Origin of the sequence: Neorhizobium galegae (assembly GCF_017877055.1) — a bacterium.
GTDB lineage: Bacteria > Pseudomonadota > Alphaproteobacteria > Rhizobiales > Rhizobiaceae > Neorhizobium > Neorhizobium galegae_D.
Map to the genome: position 1 here is coordinate 1,313,638 of NZ_JAGIPG010000002.1, position 18,190 is coordinate 1,331,827.

At 61.2% G+C, this 18,190-nt stretch carries 17 protein-coding genes; 9 read left to right on the forward strand and 8 right to left on the reverse strand.

Translation table 11 applies throughout. The features are described from left to right. The first annotated feature begins 185 nt into the window (after positions 1 to 185). A complete protein-coding gene (gene recO / locus J2857_RS16845) occupies positions 186 to 938 on the forward strand; it encodes a DNA repair protein RecO (RefSeq protein WP_210011240.1) in 753 nt (250 codons plus the stop codon). A 16-nt stretch (positions 939 to 954) separates the two neighbouring features. Here the strand turns inward: recO and J2857_RS16850 are convergent, their stop codons facing one another. Both J2857_RS16850 and J2857_RS16855 read right to left on the reverse strand, forming a co-directional pair. After that, positions 955 to 2,214, reverse strand: a complete 1,260-nt coding sequence (locus J2857_RS16850; protein WP_210011241.1) for an MFS transporter — start codon at positions 2,212 to 2,214, stop codon at positions 955 to 957. Between the two features lie 103 nt (positions 2,215 to 2,317). Continuing rightward, positions 2,318 to 3,217, reverse strand: a complete 900-nt coding sequence (locus J2857_RS16855) for a DMT family transporter (protein ID WP_210011242.1) — start codon at positions 3,215 to 3,217, stop codon at positions 2,318 to 2,320. A 381-nt stretch (positions 3,218 to 3,598) separates the two neighbouring features. On the opposite strand from J2857_RS16855, the gene J2857_RS16860 reads away from it, so the two are divergent. Beyond that, a complete protein-coding gene (locus tag J2857_RS16860) occupies positions 3,599 to 5,632 on the forward strand; it encodes a PHP domain-containing protein (RefSeq protein ID WP_210011243.1) in 2,034 nt (677 codons plus the stop codon). Then, positions 5,613 to 5,909 (forward strand): hypothetical protein, encoded by a 297-nt coding sequence (locus tag J2857_RS16865; RefSeq protein ID WP_210011244.1) that lies wholly within the window; start codon positions 5,613 to 5,615, stop codon positions 5,907 to 5,909. The genes J2857_RS16860 and J2857_RS16865 overlap by 20 nt, the downstream gene beginning before the upstream one ends. Before the next feature lie 305 nt (positions 5,910 to 6,214). On the opposite strand, the gene J2857_RS16870 is transcribed toward J2857_RS16865, so the two are convergent. After that, positions 6,215 to 6,832 carry a TetR/AcrR family transcriptional regulator gene (locus tag J2857_RS16870; RefSeq protein WP_210011709.1) on the reverse strand — a complete coding sequence of 206 codons (618 nt, stop codon included), beginning with the start codon at positions 6,830 to 6,832 and terminating at the stop codon, positions 6,215 to 6,217. Between the two features lie 158 nt (positions 6,833 to 6,990). Between J2857_RS16870 and J2857_RS16875 the strand changes: the two genes are divergently transcribed. Further along, positions 6,991 to 8,214: an MFS transporter gene (locus tag J2857_RS16875; RefSeq protein ID WP_210011245.1), complete on the forward strand. Its 1,224-nt coding sequence runs from the start codon at positions 6,991 to 6,993 to the stop codon at positions 8,212 to 8,214. Between the two features lie 25 nt (positions 8,215 to 8,239). Here the strand turns inward: J2857_RS16875 and J2857_RS16880 are convergent, their stop codons facing one another. From J2857_RS16880 to J2857_RS16895, 4 genes are read right to left on the reverse strand one after another with little or no spacing between them, the layout of a single operon-like run. Next, the gene (locus J2857_RS16880; protein WP_348635683.1) at positions 8,240 to 8,749 is read right to left on the reverse strand and encodes a GNAT family N-acetyltransferase; all 510 of its coding nucleotides are present in this window, start codon (positions 8,747 to 8,749) and stop codon (positions 8,240 to 8,242) included. Then, positions 8,750 to 9,601, reverse strand: a complete 852-nt coding sequence (locus tag J2857_RS16885) for an MOSC domain-containing protein (RefSeq protein ID WP_210011246.1) — start codon at positions 9,599 to 9,601, stop codon at positions 8,750 to 8,752. A 10-nt stretch (positions 9,602 to 9,611) separates the two neighbouring features. After that, complete coding sequence (locus tag J2857_RS16890) at positions 9,612 to 10,250, reverse strand: HD domain-containing protein (protein ID WP_210011710.1); 639 nt, start codon at positions 10,248 to 10,250, stop codon at positions 9,612 to 9,614. 20 nt (positions 10,251 to 10,270) lie between these two features. Beyond that, positions 10,271 to 13,042 (reverse strand): DUF2339 domain-containing protein, encoded by a 2,772-nt coding sequence (locus J2857_RS16895; RefSeq protein ID WP_210011247.1) that lies wholly within the window; start codon positions 13,040 to 13,042, stop codon positions 10,271 to 10,273. Positions 13,043 to 13,565: 523 nt separating this feature from the next. Between J2857_RS16895 and J2857_RS16900 the strand changes: the two genes are divergently transcribed. From J2857_RS16900 to J2857_RS16910, 3 genes are all read left to right on the forward strand, one after another. Then, positions 13,566 to 14,606, forward strand: a complete 1,041-nt coding sequence (locus J2857_RS16900) for an ABC transporter substrate-binding protein (RefSeq protein ID WP_210011248.1) — start codon at positions 13,566 to 13,568, stop codon at positions 14,604 to 14,606. Between the two features lie 183 nt (positions 14,607 to 14,789). After that, on the forward strand, positions 14,790 to 15,578 hold the full coding sequence (locus J2857_RS16905) for an ABC transporter ATP-binding protein (RefSeq protein ID WP_210011249.1): 789 nt from the start codon (positions 14,790 to 14,792) through the stop codon (positions 15,576 to 15,578). A gap of 10 nt (positions 15,579 to 15,588) precedes the next feature. Then, on the forward strand, positions 15,589 to 16,398 hold the full coding sequence (locus tag J2857_RS16910) for an ABC transporter permease (protein ID WP_210011250.1): 810 nt from the start codon (positions 15,589 to 15,591) through the stop codon (positions 16,396 to 16,398). A gap of 38 nt (positions 16,399 to 16,436) precedes the next feature. Here the strand turns inward: J2857_RS16910 and J2857_RS16915 are convergent, their stop codons facing one another. After that, positions 16,437 to 16,931 (reverse strand): HIT family protein, encoded by a 495-nt coding sequence (locus J2857_RS16915; protein WP_210011251.1) that lies wholly within the window; start codon positions 16,929 to 16,931, stop codon positions 16,437 to 16,439. A 141-nt stretch (positions 16,932 to 17,072) separates the two neighbouring features. On the opposite strand from J2857_RS16915, the gene J2857_RS16920 reads away from it, so the two are divergent. Then, a complete protein-coding gene (locus J2857_RS16920; RefSeq protein ID WP_007768817.1) occupies positions 17,073 to 17,462 on the forward strand; it encodes an MbcA/ParS/Xre antitoxin family protein in 390 nt (129 codons plus the stop codon). After that, positions 17,459 to 18,151 (forward strand): RES family NAD+ phosphorylase, encoded by a 693-nt coding sequence (locus J2857_RS16925; RefSeq protein ID WP_210011252.1) that lies wholly within the window; start codon positions 17,459 to 17,461, stop codon positions 18,149 to 18,151. Before J2857_RS16920 ends, J2857_RS16925 begins: the two co-directional genes overlap by 4 nt. Positions 18,152 to 18,190 lie beyond the last annotated feature (39 nt).

The window sequence follows — 18,190 nt, forward strand, 5'->3', positions numbered from 1 at the left end:
GCGTGATGTGGGTCGTCTGACGTGGCGAATTTTCACACAGGAATCCAAATGGAGGCCGATTTGTTCCAGGCAAGCCCACAGGTTCCTGCATCTTTGCCGCAGCCCGCGTGAAAGCAGAAACCGATTCAGTCCGAAGGACTTATGCTCTATTGTTGAATCGGCCCGGAAGGAGCTTTATTCGATACATGCAGTGGCAGGACGAAGCGATCATCATAGGCGTCAAGCGCCACGGCGAGACGAGCGTCATCGCCGAGCTGATGACCCGTGACCGCGGCAGGCATCTGGGCCTCGTCCGCTCCGGCCGATCGCGGGCGATGCAGCCGGTCCTGCAGGCCGGAAACCGGGTCGAGGCCGTCTGGCGCGCGCGGCTCGACGAACACCTCGGCGAGTTCAAGCTGGAGCCGGTCCGCCTGCGCGCCGCCAAGCTGATGGAGACCGCGACCGCCGTCTACGGCGTCCAGGCGATGGGCGCGCTGCTGCGCCTGCTGCCCGAGCGCGACCCGCATCCGCATCTCTTCGATGCGCTGGACATCATCCTCGATGCCTTCGACGACCCGTCGGATGCCGGCGAGCTTTTCGTGCGTTTCGAGCTTGCGGTGCTGAACGACCTCGGTTTCGGCCTCGACCTCACCGAATGCGCCGCGACCGGCGGGCGGCAGGACCTCATCTACGTCTCGCCGAAAAGCGGCCGCGCCGTCTCCCGCGAGGCTGGCGCTCCCTATGCCGACCGCATGCTGGCTCTGCCCGGTTTCCTGAGCGAAGGGGCTGCTTCCGCCGCCGACCGCGACAGCATGGCGGAGGCTTTTCGGCTCACCGGCTATTTCCTGCACCGCCACGTTTATGAACCGCGCGGCCTGACGGAAAATGCCGCCCGCGACGGTTTCGTCCAGGCGGCGCTGAAGGCGCTTTCGAAGGATGTGGAACGCCAGGCCGGCTGAGGTTCGGCCGGCGCTCTTACTCGGCGGGCTGCGGCTGCAATACGCCGCGCTCGACCGGCTTTTCCTGGATCGGCCAGTGCACGAACGCGGCAAAGATGCCGAGCGCGACGCCGAGCCACCAGACCGGATCATAGGAGCCGAAACGGTCGTAGAGATAACCGCCCATCCACACGCCGAGGAACGAACCCACCTGGTGCGACAGGAAAACGAGGCCGCCGAGCAGCCCCAGATGCCGCGTGCCGAACATGATGGCGACCAGCCCGTTGGTCGGCGGCACGGTGGAAAGCCAGAGCAGCCCCATGACGATCGCGAACACGATCACCGAAACCGGCGTTTGCGGCAGGATGAGGAAGGCCGTCACAGCGATCGACCGGGCGATATAGATATAGGCGAGGAAATACGGCTTCGAATAGCGCTGGCCGATAAAGCCCGCTGCGAGCGAGCCGATGATGTTGAAGAAGCCGATCAGGGCCATGGCGATTACCGCGTAAGCGGGCGCGATGCCGATATCCCCGAGATAGGCCGGGAAATGCGCGGTGATGAAGGCGACCTGGAAGCCGCAGACGAAGAAGCCGGAGGTGAGCAGCAGGTAGCTCTGATGACCGAAGGCTTCCTTCAGGGCCGCACCTACCGATTGCTGGAACTGGCTGTGCGACTGGCTTCCCGAGCTTGCATTGCCGCGCAGCGGAAAGGCGAGCAGCGGCACGATCAGCATCAGCACCGATAGATAGACCAGGCTGTCGGACCAGCCGAAATTGCTGATCAACGCCTGGCTCAGCGGCGCAAACAGGAACATGCCGGCCGAGCCTGCGGCCGTGCCGATGCCGAACGCCATCGAGCGCTGCTCCGGCGTCACGTTGCGGGCAAAGGCGGAAAGGATGACGCTGAACGAGCCGGCGGCGATCGCCAGGCCGATCAGCACGCCGCCGCCGATATGCAGCCAGATCGGCGCGTTGGCATTGGCCATGATGATGAGGCCGGCGGCATAGAGCACGCCGGACATGGTGAGGACGCGGCCTGTGCCGTATTTGTCGGCAAGCGCCCCGAACAAGGGCTGGCCGAGCCCCCAGGCAAGGTTCTGGATCGCCATGGCGAGCCCGAAGGTCGATCGGTCCCAGCCGGTATCGGCGAGCATCGGAAGCTGGAAGAAGCCCATGGCCGAGCGCGGACCGAAGGTCAGCATGGCGATCAGGGCGCCGGCGCCGATGATCAGCCAGGGCATGGAAGCCGGTCTCGGTCCCGAGGGATGCACGGATGGCGACGCGGACGTGGGCATGGGAATCTCCTCGAACACAAGGAGCAAAACATACCGCGTGCGCCGCTGTTCTTAAAACAACTTTTGCTCAATCAATCCATCACCAGGATTGATGGTGCACCCTCTACGGTGTCCCCGGCGGATCGATCGCCGGCGGCGAGGCGCGGCCGAGCCGGGCCTCGCGCCAGATGGTAAAAATGCCGGCGCCGATGACGATTGCGGCGCCGAGGATCATGTTGGCGGTCATCACCTCGCCGAACACGAAGACGCCGATCAGGCAGACAAATACCGACTGGATATAGGACATCGGCTGCACGACCACGGCATCGAGCAGGTTGAAGGCGCGGATCAAGAGGTAATGCCCGCTCATGCCGGTGATGCAGAGTACCATCATCCACAGCCAGTCGGTGGGCGTGACATCCGTCCAGTAGAACGGGCCGACCAAGGTGATCGTCACCGCGCCGACGACGCCCGTGTAGAAAAAGGCCGTGTCGGACGTGTCGCTGCGGCTGGCAAGCCGGGTCATGACGGAATAGAACCCGAACATCAGCGTCGCGACCATCGGAATGACAATCCTGATGTCGAAGGTGGCGTTGAGCGGGTTGACGATCAGGAGGATGCCGACAAAGCCGACACCGATCGCCGTCCACCGCCGCCAGCCGACCTTTTCGCCGAGAAACGGCACCGAAAGACAGGCGACCACCAGCGGCGTCGCCGCAAAGATCGTGTGGCTGGCCGCGAGCCCGACATGCGAAAAGGCGAAGATCGAGATGACGATCTGCACCGCCAGCAGCGCGCCGCGGGCAACCTGCAGCCAGGGCCGGCGGGCTTTCACCGCCCCCTTCACCCCGCCGGACGACCGGCTCGCCAGCGCAAACGCAAAACCCGCGAACGCCCAGTAGCGGATCATGGTGATGAAGATCGGCGGATAGGCGCTGCCCAGATGTTTGGAAATCCCGTCCTGCAGCGAAAAGATCGTCACCGCCGCGATGGCGCAGATGAGGCCGGTGGACCGAGGGGTCATGAAGGCAGTCTCTTTCGGCAAACCGCCCGAAAACCCGGCCGGCGCATGAGGATCAGGCAGCGTATGGTGATGACCCCGTTGTGACCGTTCGGCAAGGGGCCGGACAACCCGCTTTTGCGAATAGCTGCCATGCGTGGGGCGGGGGAGTGTGTTGTGTGTCCGCTTTGCGCCAATTACGGTCATTCGCTCTAAGACAGGCTCTGTCCAATGAGGGCCGTATCCTGACCGGCAGGTTCCGGATTGCCGTCCAGCAGAAACTGACGTTCTTGAAAGCGGAGCGTTAGGTCATTTCGCGGGAAAAAGAGGGCAAGAAACATTCAGCGCATGGTTTCCCCCTTCCAAATCAGATATTAAATTCATGCGGAAGGGGGAGGTTTTTGTTTGAAAAAAATAGATTTACACATCCACACAAAGACTAGCTCTCAGGATCGAGATTTTCTATTTAGCGAGGAAAATCTCAAGCGCTATGTGCGCGACGCTGAACTGGACTGCATTGCGATAACCAACCACAACTTATTTGATAGGAAGCAATTTGAGAAAATCAGGTCAATTACGGATATTCTCGTTCTTCCAGGGATAGAAGTTGACGTTGAAAAATTTCACATCTTGGTCTTGGCAGACGGACGAAGTCTAGATGATTTTTCTGATCGATGTGATTTGGTGGCGCAGAAATGGCAGAAGACTGGATCTCCTCTGCGGCATGAAGAATTCTTGTCTATCTTGGGCGACCTTCGCCAATATATCCTCATTCCACACTATCTAAAGGACCCCAAAATCGGTCCTGAAAGTTTGGAGCGCTTTGAAGGTCATATTCACTGCGGCGAAGTCAGTAGCCCGAAAAAATTCATGGCTTGTCTCAAAGACCCTGAGATGCTCGTGCCAGTATTTTTTAGCGACTGCCGAATTAGCGACACTCTTTCTGATCTTCCAACCAAACAAACATATGTCGATTGCGAGGAACTGACGTTCGGCACTCTGCGACAAGTGCTCAAGGACAGAGATAAGGTGTCTTTGTCGAGCACCGGTGGGAATAGCCACTTCCAGATATTTCCCGACGGTCAGCAGCTTTCAACTGGCCTGAATGTAGTGCTGGGCGATCGATCGTCTGGTAAGTCTTATACGCTGCAAAGGATTTGCGATTGGTTCGGAGCCAAGGATACAAAATATATACGACAGTTCGATCTTGTGGCTCGCAATGAATTAGAAGACGAAAAGAAATTCAAAGATTTTCTTAGTGAGAAAACCAGCCTTTTTTCGCGCGAGTATCTGGCAGACCTGCAAGAGGCGGTTGGGCATATGCTCGAAATCGACCTGCAATCGGATCTAGACGCCGTGGAACAATATGTGTCCACGCTGCTGAATTATGCACGTGACACAAGTAGGCATGACGCATTCTCGAAAGCTACGATTTATAACGAGGAACCATTTCAGCAAAAAAACCTATCGGGCCTAGAGAACCTAATATCTTCGACAAAGCGCCTTGTCAGTAACGTTGAGTATAGAGCAACAATCGATAAACACGTTCCGCAGGATGCGCTGAGGGCGCTGTATGTCGAGCTGATGATGACTTACAGCACCCAAAAAGAGGGCAACTTAAAAAAAGATTGGGTGAACACCGCCATTCAAGACATTAAAGGGAGACTTCAGAGAAAGTCATCTGCGCCTAGTGTGACGGACGTTGATCTTCTGAGAGTCGCAACCAATAAAAGAGCTATAGCCAAATTCGATGAGCTGGCAAAAGCGGCTCGCACACCCAAAATTCCGCTTCGGAAGAAAAAAGGCAGCTTTGAGATTGTTGCTCAGGTCGGGCCATTTACCAGGGGTGGCGAACTAAAAGACCTTTCCAGGTCGACCAAAGGCTTCAGCGCGGCCTTCGAGAAGTACGATCGGCCCTATGAATTCCTGCAAGAGCTTCGAAAGATTGGATCTCCAGTCGACGCTTCTGATTTCAGTAAATATCTGGTCAAGGTTGAATATAAGATTCTCAACAGGGATGGGCTCTCTGCGTCTGGGGGAGAAAGGTCGGAATTTTTCTTGCTAGACAAGATAGAAGGAGCGAGCACCGCAGATATCTTGCTTATAGATGAACCCGAGTCGTCGTTCGACAACCACTTCCTGAAGGCCGAAGTTAATGAAATTATAAAAGAAATGTCCAGGAAGATGCCCGTAGTCGTAGTTACCCACAATAACACCGTGGGAGTTTCAATCCGCCCGGATTACATCCTCTACACTCAGAAAGAGATTGAGGGCACGGAGATCAAATGGCGAATTTTCTCCGGGCCGCCGACAAGCAAGAGACTCGTCTCTGTGGACGGATTAGAACTATCAACAAGGGATATACTTCTTGGAAGCCTAGAGGCGGGAGTGAAAACTTACGAAGAACGGAGCGGGACTTATGAAGATCTTAAAGATTGAAGACGGATCTGGTTATTTTTGGTTGGCGGCTTCGGGTGAGTGGCGCAAAATAGACGAGATTGATAAGGATGGGCTACTTTCGTTGCTCGACCTATTTCTTGATGCCGATGCCCAAATGGATGCCCCCGACGAGATCAATTTGCGTAACGAAGTCCATAAGATTATTTACGCCCATATTTTCCAGAAGCTCTCCTCGCTTTCAGAAAGTAAGTCTTCCTTCAAGGATGACAGCGAGCGCCTATATTTCGACGAGATTAATAAGTACGCGTCAGCTTGATGCCCTGACCAAAATAAGTGCCGTTGCGACTAAAGATAGCAGTTTCTTCCCATTTGCGAAGGTTCGCATTCCCATAGTTGTGTGGGTCGCTAGCATCCATAGCAGAACGTCTGCCGTTCTCACCCTAACCGCCGTTACTGTGCGGGGTGTCAAATAGCTGCTTTCGAGCGCGGCTACGAACGATCAAGGGGTCCAAAATGAGGGAGCAAAAGCTGCGCGCCGATTTAGACTTCCAGCGACCGCTTTGGGCCGAAAGTTGACGTAAGGCGTCTTTCTCCTAGTCCAGCCAAACTAGGCTCCACACCTCACCCCTCCACCAACAACCCCGAAACCAGCGTCAAAAACGCCTCCACCGCCTTCTTCGACACCGCCTCAGGGTCCTCCGCACTGGCGATCCAAAGTGCGGCACTCAAGGTGGCGCCGTTGACGAGGCGGGCGGTGGCTTCGGCGTCGATGGGGCGGATCGTGCCCTGGTCGATCAGGGTCTGCAAGCTTGCGGTGGTGGCGCGGATGCAGGCGCTCTGGTTCGGCCATTGCGACGGATCGCCGAGCACGGCCGGGCCGTCGAGCAGCATGATGCGCTGGATCTCCGGCTCCAGCGACATCTCGATATAGGCGACGCATTCGTCGACGAAACCCTGCCAGGGCGTTTCGGCCCTCGATGAAATGGCGCAGAGCCGGTCGGACATTTCCGCGTCGATCTGCATGATCACCGCCAGAAGCAGGCCCTTCTTGTCGCCGAAATGGTGATAGAGCGCCCCGCGCGTCAGCCCGGCGCCGGCGGTGAAATCGTCCATCGAGGCTTCGGCATAACCTTGGCGCGCAAAGGCGTCCCTTGCGGCGGCGATCAGCTTCGCCTTGGTTTCGGCGATCATTTCCTTGCGCGGCCTGGCCGCAAGCCGCGGCGTCGTTCCGGAAGCCATCTCCGTGACGATCTTGTCTGCCATCTTTTCTGCCATGCGGACTCCGAATTATTCGCATACGTGCCGTATGTTAATTGACATACGAAACGTATGCGACTATTTAACTTACATACGCAGCGTATGTAAGTCCTCATTCAAAATAACCCAAGGAGCAGGTTATGCCCAATCCCTATCGCGAAATATTCGCAAGGCCGGGTACGAAAGGTTTTTCCGCCGCCGCTTTCGTGGCGAGGCTGCCGCTGCCGATGACGACGATTGGCCTGGTCGCCATGCTCTCCCAGACGCATGGCGAATATTGGCTGGCCGGCGCGGTCTCGGCCACGTTTGCGCTCGCCAATGCCTTCATCTCCCCGCAGGTCTCGCGCTGGGTGGATGCCAGGGGCCAGTCGGCGGTTCTGGTGCCGACCACGATCGTCACCTTTTTATCGCTGATTGGTCTTGCCGCCGCCGCCTGGATGCGCTGGCCGAACTGGACGCTGTTCGCCTTCGCGCTGATCGCCGGGCTTATGCCGAGCATGATGGCGCTGGTGCGCGCCCGCTGGTCGGAAATCTATCGCGACCGGCCGGAACTGCACACCGCCTTCGCCTTCGAATCGGTGATGGACGAGCTCGTCTATATCTGCGGCCCGGTCTTCGGAATCGGCCTCAGCGTCGCGCTCTTCCCGGAAGCAGGCGTGCTCGCCTCCGCCGCTTTCCTGGCGGTCGGCACGACGCTGTTCGTGGTCCAGAAATCCACGGAACCGAAGGTCGATCCGCATCGGATGAAAGGCGGCGGCTCGGTCATGCGGCTGCTGCCCATGTGGTTCCTGGTCGTCGTCTTCGCCGGCATGGGCGTCATCTTCGGCACGGCGGAAGTCTCGGTCGTCGCTTTCTCGGAAGCGCTGGGCAACAAGGGGGCCGCCAGCTACATCCTGTCGGCCTATGCCGCCGGCTCCTTCGTGGTCGGCATCGTCTTCGGCGCCATCAAGTTCAAGTCGTCGCTTGCGCGCCGGCTGCTCTTCGCCAGCCTGGTTGCCGCGGTCACCACGCTGCCCATGCCCTTCGTCGGCAGCCTCTGGGGCCTGACGGCGGTTGTCTTCCTCGCCGGTGCTGCGATCTCGCCGACCTTCATTTCCGGCATGACGCTGATCGAACGCATCGTCCCGTCGTCGCAGGTTACCGAAGGCATCACCTATGCCATGACCGGCATGAGCATCGGCTTTGCGGCCGGCTCGTCGCTCGCCGGCTGGACGATCGACGCCTACGGTGCCTCCAACGGTTTCTGGGTCGCGGTGGCCGGCGGCGCGCTGGCGTTCACGACGATGCTGATCGGATATGGTTTGTTGAACCGGCCGGAGCCGCAGGCGGTGCCGGGTGGCGTGGCGCTCAATCCCGCCGAATAATGGCAGGGGCCGCCCGGGCGGCCCCTCAACTTTCCGGAGACAGGCGCTCGAAATAATAGCGTTCCATCTCGGGCACGTAACGCACCACCTGAAAGCCCGTCTTTTCGAGCAGTCGCCGCGAGGCGGCATTTTCCGGCCGGGCAAAGGCCCCGACCTTCGGCAGTTTCAGCACCTCGTCGGCTTCATGCATCGCTGCCGCCGTCAGCTCGCGGCCAAATCCCTTGCCCCAGCTATCGGGGTGAAAGTAGTAGCCAAGCTCGACGCCCCAGCCGGGATCGAAGGGATCGTCGTAAAGCCCGCCCCAGCCGATGATCCGGCCACTCTCCTTCAGCTCGACGGTCCAGGGGGCGTAACCGTCGCGCCGCCGCCGCCATTCGTGCACCGCCACCCGCCGCCGGCATTCCCTCGGTGAGCCGTCCACATGGGTGAACCGCATCGCGTTCGGGTCGCCGAGGAATTCGAACAGGGCAGGCACGTCGGCAAGCTTTGGGCGCCTGAGGATGAGCCGGTCGGTGACGATCATCGATGGAACCACTCAACCCCGCCGCTTGATCGCCCAGGCCTCCGCCCGCTCGCCGATCACGCTCGCCACGTCGCCGATCTTCACCTGCCCGGTGCCGCGCGGCACGGCGTTCCACCCGAACAGCGGGCCGGGCACGCGCCGGTCGGCGGACATGCGGATGCGGCCCATGGCGGGGATCGGATCGGGCACGTCGCGCGAGCCGGTCTGCTGGTCCTGCGTGGTCATGATGCAGCGGGCGCAGGGTTTGACGAAATCGAAGCGGATGCCGGCGATCTCGATACCGGTCCAGCCGTCCTCCGCCCAAGGTTCGTCGTGGTCGAGCACGATGTTCGGCCGGAACCGTTCCATGCCGACCGCGCCTTCGCTCCTGGCCACCATGTCCGCATTGAGCGCGGCAAGCGAGCCCGTCGTGGTCACCAGCACCTGGTAGCCGTCGGCAAAGGTCACGGGCGAATTGTCGCCCGCCCATTCCGGGCTTGCGACGCGCCGGGCCTGTCCGTCGAAGAACACCAGCCGGATATCCCGCCCGAGCCATTCCGACAGTGTCTGATTGGCTGCATCGTCGGCAAGCGCCGCGTTGACGCTGGATTTCCACACCACCGTCTCCATGCGCCGGTCGGCCGGCGGCCGGGCGACCCGGATCTCGCCTTTGCCCTCCATGGCGAAGCGCACGGAACCCGCTTCCGGATAGACCTCGAGCCTGGCAAGCGGCTGCAATTCCCGCTGGGTGATGAACATGCCGGTCGGATCGACGACCATCATCTCCCGGTCGCCGGGAATGCCCGATGCCGCGATCTCCGCCTCCGTCAGGGCGATGCCGCGGCCGCTCTTCAGGGGATAGAAATTGAGTTCGCTGATCCGCATGGTTTCTCCTTCAAATCTCGTCGATGAAGAGGTCGAGGACCTGTCTCAGCCGCGCGTGCCGCTCAGTGGCAAAAGCCCGGCCCGCGGCCGTCTGGAAGCCGTCGGCGAGCTTGAACAGTTTCACTTCGAAATGGTCGATCGCAAAGGCCTTGTCGTCGAGCGGCCGGTGTCTGGCCAGCGGATCGGCCGGGTCGTAGAGGCCGGAGCCCATGCGCCCGGCGATATAGAAGCAGCGCGCCGCGCCCACCATGCCGATCGCGTCCAGCCGGTCGGCATCCTGCAATATCTTCGCCTCCAGCGTCTCCGGCGTTATGTTCGCCGAAAAACTGTGCGCCGTCACCGCATGGGCGACGGATGCGACATCCGTCTTGTCCCAGCCGAGATCGCCAAGGATCAGGGACGCCTTCTCCGCCGCCAGCCGCGAGGCCTGCGCCCTGAGCGGCGAGTTCTTCTCGACCGACACGCAATCATGCAGCAGCACGGCGGCCGCCAGCACCCGTCCGTCGCCACCTTCCTTTGCATGGATGCGCATCGCGTTGCGGAAGACGCGCAGGATATGGGCGATGTCGTGCGAGCCGTCGTCGCCCTCGGTCGCATGCGGGATCAGGGTCTCGGCAAGCGCTTCGAAAGGCAAGAAGGCTGCGGCCAGAGGAGAGGCAAGCGAAGCGGTCACGAAGCGGTTTCCTGGGAATCGGTGGTGGCGGTGTCACCACCCTTGTTCACCAGAATGCGCTGGTAGAAAAGCCCGATCCCGATCAGCACCGCGCCGAGCCCGATGAACGACAGCGCCCGAAGAATCCCTTCGAGGTTCGACATGTCGACCAGGAACACTTTCACCACCGCGACCAGCACCAGCCCGGCGGAAGCCAGCCGCAGGCTCTTGGCGTCGAGCTTCGAGCCGAGCGCCAGAAGCGCCACGCCGATCAGCAGCCAGACCACCGAATAGGTATAGGTCTCGGCGGCCAAAAACCCCTTCCAGTCGGCGATGTTCTCGCCCTGCCAGAAGCGGCGCACCGAAAGCGTCGCCCACAGGAAGCCGAGCACCGCGCCGGCGAGCGCCAGCATGGTCACGTAAGGCATCGGCCGCCGCCCGCGCGCATAATAGGCGACCAGCGCATAGGCGAGGCCGGGCAGAAGGTAACCGAGCAGCAGCAGGTTGAAGAAAGGCCAGGGGCCGGTGTTTTCGCCGCTGAAATAGGGGTTGAGCGCAAACACGTGCAGCGACAGCGCGTTGATCGTCGCGAGCACGCCGGCGATCATCGAACCCCAGCGGAACACCGGGCTCGGCGACTTGAGATCGAGCGTCATCAATATGCCGGAGAAACCCACCGTCAGCAGCGTGTAGATCGACTGTTCGCCGAGCGTCGGCACCCGGTCGTCGAGCACGCCGCCGTTCATCGCGTGGCGCACCAGAACGGCAACCGTCATCAGACCGGCGAGCGACGCGAGCGCCTGCATCAGGTTGCGGATGCGGAAATCGGCCGAATCCTTCAAGAGATAGGCCGTCACGATCGCCAGCAGCGTCGGAATGCCGTAACCCGGCAGAAGCGCGTTGAAGAACGGCGTGGTGCCGAGACTGTTCTGGCCGATCAGCGTCGGCTCCCAGGCGATGCGGCCGAAGACGATCAGGATCGCCGCCGCCATCATCCACGGCAGCGCCGGCCACGGCCGTGCCCGCATGCCGAGCACATAGGCGAAACCCAGCACGGACAGGAGAATGGTGGTGACGATGCCGTTGGTCAGTGCATGCAGCGCAAACGTGAAACCGGCAAACGAGCCGGCAACGAGCAGATTGGCCGCCCAGTCGATGCGTCCTCCCCGTGTTTCGTCACGTTCACGGAACAACCATTCGGCGCCCGCCAAGAGCACGAGGCCGAGGCCGAGCCCGTAAAGTCCGTGCGTCCAGTCGCGTCCGAGATTGCCGAAATTGAGGAAGCTGATCGTCGCCAGCGCCACCGGCACGCCGGACATCAGTACGCTCCAGACCATAGCAAATTCCAGCTCCGTTTTGCGGAAGCGCCTGAGAAACGCAAAGCCGAGCATCGTGAACACCGCCCCGAGCAGCAGGCTGACTGCGATTTCGGTCGTATAGGTGATGACAGGCAGTGGCTCGTTGCCGACCGGCTGCGGCACATAGGTGTCGAGCAGCGAAATCGCCACGATGGCAAGGCTCAGCACCGCTCCGCCGGCGGCGATCATCGCCGGCCAGACCGTGTAGATGCGGCTGGCGCCGAGTGCCGCAAGTGCCGCGATCACCGCCGCGGCGGGAAAATACGGATCGATGCCGGTCACCGGGTTGGTCGCCAGCATGGCGAGCGACGGCAGAACCGACATGATCGCCACCGACAGCGTGATGGTCAGCGGCTGGCGTCCGAGCATTCCGCCCCAGCCGGTCTTGGCCACCCGGTCCCTGCCATAGACTGCACCCGGCCAGAAGAAGCCGGTACCGGCGATCATCACGATCAGCGTCAGAGCCGGCGGCATCGGGTCGAAATCGTCGGCTCCCACGGCATAGGCAACCACCCACAGCCCGATGCCGATATTGGCGAGCATCGGCACGATCGTCCATTGGCGGAAGCGCGAGGCGGCATTGACCGCCACCCAGGCGAGGCCGAGGAAGAGGAACAGCGCATTGGCGTTCGGCTCGCCGCTGGCGACGAGGCCGGGCGTCAGCAGCGAGGCAAGCAGGCCGAGTCCGGCCAGCGCCTGCCCGTGCAGCAGCGAGAGCGCGATGGTGGCAAACGAGACGAGCGCCAGCAGGACGAAGGCCGGCGTCGCGCCGATGAATTCGTAGACGCCATAGGCGGCATAGATCGCGCCGAGCAGCGTCACCGCACCGGCGGCCGTCAGCGCGCCGGGGATCATCGCATTTCTGAACCGGTCGGACACCTGCGGCATCGCCCGGCGCCGCACGATCTCGCCGCCGGCCATCAGGACGAGGCCGAACAGGCAGGCGAGCGTCAGGCGCGCGCCGGGACCAAGCAGCCCCGCCTCGATCGAATAGCGCACCAGGAAGATGCCGCCGAAGGCCAGCGCCACGCCGCCGACCCAGACCGGCCAGCGGGCGCCGAGATAACTTTCGAGGTTTTCCTTGGTTTTCGGCTTGGCAGTCAGCGGTACCGTGGCCACCGTGGGAGCAGGGACTTCTTCTGCGGCCGCAATCTCTTCGGCCGTCACGCTCGCCGCGATCGTCTCTTCCGGCAGGGCTTCGGCCGCAACCGGTTCGGCCTTTGATGCTGGTTCTTCGATCACGGCCTCGGTAGCGGCAATGGCCGCCACGACGGGAGCCACCGCCGGCGCCGCCCCGGAGACCGGTTGCCGAACCAGGAGATCGGCCTTGATCGCCTCGAGTTCTGTTTCGAGTGCAGTCACCCGGTTCGATGTCTTGCGATTGAGACCCACCATCAGGATCACCAGCAGCAGAAGGAGGATTTCAATCATCGGCACGCTCGCTCGCGGGTGAAGAGTTCGGTCAAGCGGTTATACAATTGCCGGGCGAGGGAAGGGAAGAGCCGTGTTCCACACCAATCACCGATCGGAAGCCATGGAAACTATTGTCGTTTTCACAGCAGCGCCATGCCGCGTTCTGTGGCCGGGGCGGGTTTCAGGCTGGATGGCCGACAATGGTCCGCGGCTCCGCAGCTGTGCAAGACGCTGTCCGCCTCGTTTTCTTCTCAACTGCTTCCGTACCGCATTCGCGTGATGGGCGAGGGCGTGGCCCATCGTTTCGCTAACTGGCTGAATGATATGGAAAAGGAATTTCAGTGTTCGCGCCCGACGTGCGGTTCTCCATCGGTTCTGCCAAAAACATTGGCAGAATTCTGCGCGCTAGAACGGCAATCGCATATATTATGATCAATACTAAAATATGATGGTTTTATGTGCAGTTTCGGCTTGCGCGGCCTATGAATTAACGCTTGGATGCAAACCATCCGAACAAAAAACTCCAGGGGGACGACCTTTCATGATCTCGCGCAGACTGCTTTCAAAACTGTCGGCCGTCACGGCGCTGGCGCTTGCTGCCGGCTTTTCCATGCCCGCCACTTCCGCGCTGGCGCAAACCGCGGTCAAGTTCACGCTCGACTGGAAGTTCGAAGGCCCGGCCGCCGGCTTCCTGCTCGCCCAGGACAAGGGTTACTTCAAGGCCGAAGGCCTCGACGTCACCATCGATACCGGCAATGGCTCGGTCGAGGCGATCCCGCGCGTCGCGACTGGTGCCTACCAGATGGGTTTCGGCGACATCAACTCGCTGATCAAGTTCCTCGACGAGGATCCGAACCAGAAGATCAGGGCCGCGATGATGATCTACGAGCGCCCGACTTTCGCCGTCGTCGGCCGCAAGTCCCTCGGCATCACCACCGATCCGAAGTCCTTGGAAGGCAAGAAGCTCGGCGCGCCGCCGCCGGATGGCGCTTTTGCCCAGTGGAAGGCCTTCAAGCAGGTCGCGAAGATCGACGATTCCAAGATCACGATCGAATCGATCGGCTTCCCGGTCCGCGAACCGATGCTCGCCCAGGGCAAGGTCGATGCGGTTTTCGGTTTCGCCTTCTCGGTCATCCTCAACCTGAAGGCCCAGGGCATCAAGGATGACGACATTGCCACCATCCTGATGGCTGAGAACGGCCTCAACCTTTATGGCAACGCCATCCTCATCAACACCGATTTCGCGGCCAAGAACCCGGCTGCCGTCAAGGGTGTCCTGAAGGCGCTCGCCAAGGGCTTTGCCGATGCCGTCGCCAAGCCGGAAGAAGGCGTCGCCGCCGTCCTCAAGCGCAACGAGACGCTCAACAAGGATATCGAGCTCGAGCGCCTGAAGATGGCGAACGCGATGAACATCAAGACCCCTTACGTCGTCGCCAACGGCTTCGGCGGCATCGACCCGGCGCGGCTCACCGCCTCCATTGACACGCTGAAAGTCTCCATGGGCCTCAAGGGCAACGTCAAGGCCGACCAGGTCTTCGACGCCAGCTTCCTGCCGGCCAAGGAACAGCGGATGCTGCCCTGATTGGACTATCTTCTCCCCTCGGGGAGAAGATGCCCGACAGGGCAGATGAGGGGGAGGAGCGCAGCGACGCCTTGAGCGAAAGCGAAAGGCCGAACCTGCGGCAAGCGCCCCCTCATCCATCCTTTCGAGCCACCTTCTCCCCGAGGGGAGAAGAGGAAACAAGCCGTCAGCAACGGAGACCAGATGCCCCACCTCGTTACCATCGACAATGTCGACATGCGCTACGGCGGCGCGGCCGGCACGCTTGCGGTCTCGGGCCTCACCATGAAAGTCGGCAAGGGCGAGTTCGCGGCCGTCGTCGGCCCGTCGGGCTGTGGCAAGTCCACCCTGATGAAACTGGTTACCGGCCTGCACATCCCGCAGAGCGGCGTGGTCATCGTGGCGGACAAACAGGTGACCAAGCCGGTCTCGATCGTCGGCATGGCCTTCCAGAACCCGACCATGCTGCCCTGGCGCACCACTCTCGACAACATCCTCCTGCCGCTCGAAATCGTTGAACGGCACCGCCACCGCCTGCGCACCAACAAAAAGGAATATGTCGAAAAGGCCGAACACCTCCTCGAAACCGTCGGCCTCAAGGGTTTCGGCTCGAAATTCCCCTGGCAGCTTTCCGGAGGCATGCAGCAGCGCGCCAATCTCTGCCGCGCGCTGATCCACGAACCCGAATTGCTGATGCTCGACGAACCGTTCGGCGCGCTCGACGCCTTCACTCGCGAGGAACTGTGGTGCGTCATCCGGGACCTGCATGCGGCGCAGGGCGTCACCATCATCCTCGTCACCCACGACCTGCGCGAGGCGACATTCCTAGCCGACCGCATCTTCGTGATGAGCGCCCGTCCCGGCAAGGTGCTGAAGGAGCACGCCGTGCCCTTCGCCCGGCCCCGCGATCTCGAAGTCATGTACGAAAAGGCCTTCAACGACATGGTGCATGAACTGCACGGCGAAATCGCCAGCGCGAGGGTTGTCGCATGAGGAATGCACAATGAGCGCCGTCACGGAAAACACGACGCCGGTCAAACCGCTTGCCCAGCGGATCAACTGGGTGAAGCTCGCGCCCTGGCTCTACACGATCGGGCTCTTCGTCGCCTGGGAACTGCTGGTCATAGCGCTCCAGACACCGCCCACCATCCTCCCGGCGCCGTCGCGCGTCTTCCAGGCGATCGTGCAATACTGGTCGCCGATCTGGAAGAACTCCCTGCAGACGCTCTATACGACCACCGTCGGCTTCGCGATCGCGGTGGTGGCGGGCCTGGCGATCGGCCTCTTCATCGGCTGGTCGAAGGCGATCTATGCCGGGCTCTATCCGCTGATGATCGGCTTCAACGCCATCCCCAAGGTGGCGCTCGTGCCGATCCTGGTCATCTGGTTCGGCATCGGCGCGGTACCTGCCATCCTCACCGCCTTTCTGATCTCGTTCTTCCCGATCGTCGTCAACGTCGCGACCGGCCTTGCCACCATCGAGCCGGAAACCGAGGACGTGCTGCGCGCGCTCGGCGCGAAGAAACTCGACATCATGCTGAAGGTCGGCATCCCACGCTCGATGCCTTATTTCTTCGGCTCGCTGAAAGTGGCGATCACGCTCGCCTTCGTCGGCTCCGTAGTCTCCGAAACCGTCGCCTCGAACTATGGCCTCGGCAACATGATGAGTTCCGCGCAGAGCCAGTTCAACGTGCCGCTGGTCTTCGCCGGCCTGTTGATGCTCGCCGTCGAAGGCATCGCCATGTATGCGCTGATGGCCTGGATCGAGATGCGTATGACCGGCTGGGCGCATCGTTCGACCATGTCGCAGTGACGTGGCCTTCGGCGCCGGTTCTGCGTCTGCGATCCCGGTTACTCCCGCGGCTCCGCCCGAAAAACATCCCGCAAGCGTTCGACGACCTCTGCAGCGCCTGGCCCCTGAATCGGGGGCGGTACTAATCGTTCGCAGAATTCCCGCCAGACGAAGAACGTCAGTTCTGCCCCGTCGGTCGCGGTCTCGCCCGGGCCTTCCGCGATGGTATTGAGCATCCTGTATCGCTCGTCCTGCCAGAAAAGTGCCTCTACCCAAGCGTAGATCGGAATCACGTGGAAATGGATCGAATGGCCCGGCGAATGTCCGTATCGTCCAATATAGACCCGCTCCGCATTTAGGTTCTGCCTCAGCACCTTCTGAGCCTTCGCCATCAGCGGCCCGAGCTCCAGGAGTGCTTCGTCCGCAAGTTCGAAGAGATCATCCGCGAAGCGCTTGGAGCCGATCATCAGATAGCCGGGAAGGGCGGAATTCGTCCGGTGATTGACGAGCCAGTGCGGCGTCTCGAAGACATGAAGTTCTGAAGGGATGGGCATTTCGACCGGTCCATATGTGGATCTCTTGCAAAAGAGGTAGCAACAGCCATGTGCCGGCGCAACGTTAGCAATATAAGGTCATTTGACCTTTACTTTTAGACCAGATGAACTAAATTTGGTTCGACGCAAAGGAGCCTCGGCATGGCGGTCACGGCAAGGAAAGAACAGGCGGAACAGCTGACGGCGGTGGCGCTCAAGGCCTTCGGCAATGTCGTCGCCGAATGGGGCGTGCCGGTAAACGAGGCGGCAGCACTTGCCGACATGTCGGAAAGCACCTGGAAACGCGCCCGAAAGCCCGGTTATTCCGGCGGGCTGACCAAGGACCAGATGCTGCGCCTCAGCGCCGTGATCGGCATCTACAAGGCGCTGAAACTCTATTTCAGCGATCCGATCGCCACCAGGTGGATGACGCTTCCGAACGAGGGGCCGCTGTTCCGCGGCGCCCGGCCGATCGATACGCTGATCGACGAGGGGCTGCCGCAATTCCTCGCCGTCCGCAATTACCTGGATGCCCTGCGGGGCGGCGCGTGATCGTCACGGCGGTCAGCGACCGGGGCCTGGTGCGGCTGATCCCGGCGACCTACCACAAGCCGCCCAGCCTGCGCGGCCTGGTGGATAGCGACGAGGAACTGGCGATCCTTGCCGAGATCGAGGGCATTACCAGCGCTCGCCTTGCCGCCGAGCGAGGGCTGAACCTCTATCTCGACCGCCGCGAACTCGCCTGGAAACGCCGCAAGCACGACCTGCAGGTCTATGGCAACACCCATATCAACGCTGCCTTCACCTATACGCGAAAAGGCGGGAACCGCTTCAACGACGAAAACCGCGGCGCCTGGTACTGCGGCTGGGACACGATGACCTCGCTCGCCGAAGTCGCCTTCCACAAGACCCGCGAACTGAAGTTCATCGGCGTGTTCGAGGAGACGGCGCGTTACGTCGAACTGCTGGCGGATTTCATCGGCGAGTATCCCGACATCACCGACGAGCGAGGCCACCCGGCGCTCGACCCCGATCCGGCGATCGGTTATCCCCAGGGCCAGGCGCTTGCCGAGAAACTGAGGCGCGACGGCCATGACGGCCTGATCTATCCATCGGTGCGCCACAGCCAGGGCCGCTGCCTCGTCGCGTTTGAGCCGACGGCCATCCGCAACGTCCGCCCCGGCGCCTCGTGGGACATCGTCTGGTCGGGCAGCGAGGAATACGGCCTCAAGGCCGTGTGACGATGGCCAATTGATTCTCATGAGATTTGGGCATCGGGC

What these genes read in the sequence shown, in the direction of transcription:
- recO (WP_210011240.1), top strand. Translation starts at nt 186, where the DNA reads ATGCAGTGGCAGGACGAAGCGATCATCATAGGCGTCAAGCGCCACGGC.
- J2857_RS16850 (WP_210011241.1), bottom strand. Translation starts at nt 2,214, where the DNA reads ATGCCCACGTCCGCGTCGCCATCCGTGCATCCCTCGGGACCGAGACCG.
- J2857_RS16855 (WP_210011242.1), bottom strand. Translation starts at nt 3,217, where the DNA reads ATGACCCCTCGGTCCACCGGCCTCATCTGCGCCATCGCGGCGGTGACG.
- J2857_RS16865 (WP_210011244.1), top strand. Translation starts at nt 5,613, where the DNA reads ATGAAGATCTTAAAGATTGAAGACGGATCTGGTTATTTTTGGTTGGCG.
- J2857_RS16870 (WP_210011709.1), bottom strand. Translation starts at nt 6,832, where the DNA reads ATGGCTTCCGGAACGACGCCGCGGCTTGCGGCCAGGCCGCGCAAGGAA.
- J2857_RS16875 (WP_210011245.1), top strand. Translation starts at nt 6,991, where the DNA reads ATGCCCAATCCCTATCGCGAAATATTCGCAAGGCCGGGTACGAAAGGT.
- J2857_RS16885 (WP_210011246.1), bottom strand. Translation starts at nt 9,601, where the DNA reads ATGCGGATCAGCGAACTCAATTTCTATCCCCTGAAGAGCGGCCGCGGC.
- J2857_RS16895 (WP_210011247.1), bottom strand. Translation starts at nt 13,042, where the DNA reads ATGATTGAAATCCTCCTTCTGCTGCTGGTGATCCTGATGGTGGGTCTC.
- J2857_RS16900 (WP_210011248.1), top strand. Translation starts at nt 13,566, where the DNA reads ATGATCTCGCGCAGACTGCTTTCAAAACTGTCGGCCGTCACGGCGCTG.
- J2857_RS16905 (WP_210011249.1), top strand. Translation starts at nt 14,790, where the DNA reads ATGCCCCACCTCGTTACCATCGACAATGTCGACATGCGCTACGGCGGC.
- J2857_RS16910 (WP_210011250.1), top strand. Translation starts at nt 15,589, where the DNA reads ATGAGCGCCGTCACGGAAAACACGACGCCGGTCAAACCGCTTGCCCAG.
- J2857_RS16915 (WP_210011251.1), bottom strand. Translation starts at nt 16,931, where the DNA reads ATGCCCATCCCTTCAGAACTTCATGTCTTCGAGACGCCGCACTGGCTC.
- J2857_RS16920 (WP_007768817.1), top strand. Translation starts at nt 17,073, where the DNA reads ATGGCGGTCACGGCAAGGAAAGAACAGGCGGAACAGCTGACGGCGGTG.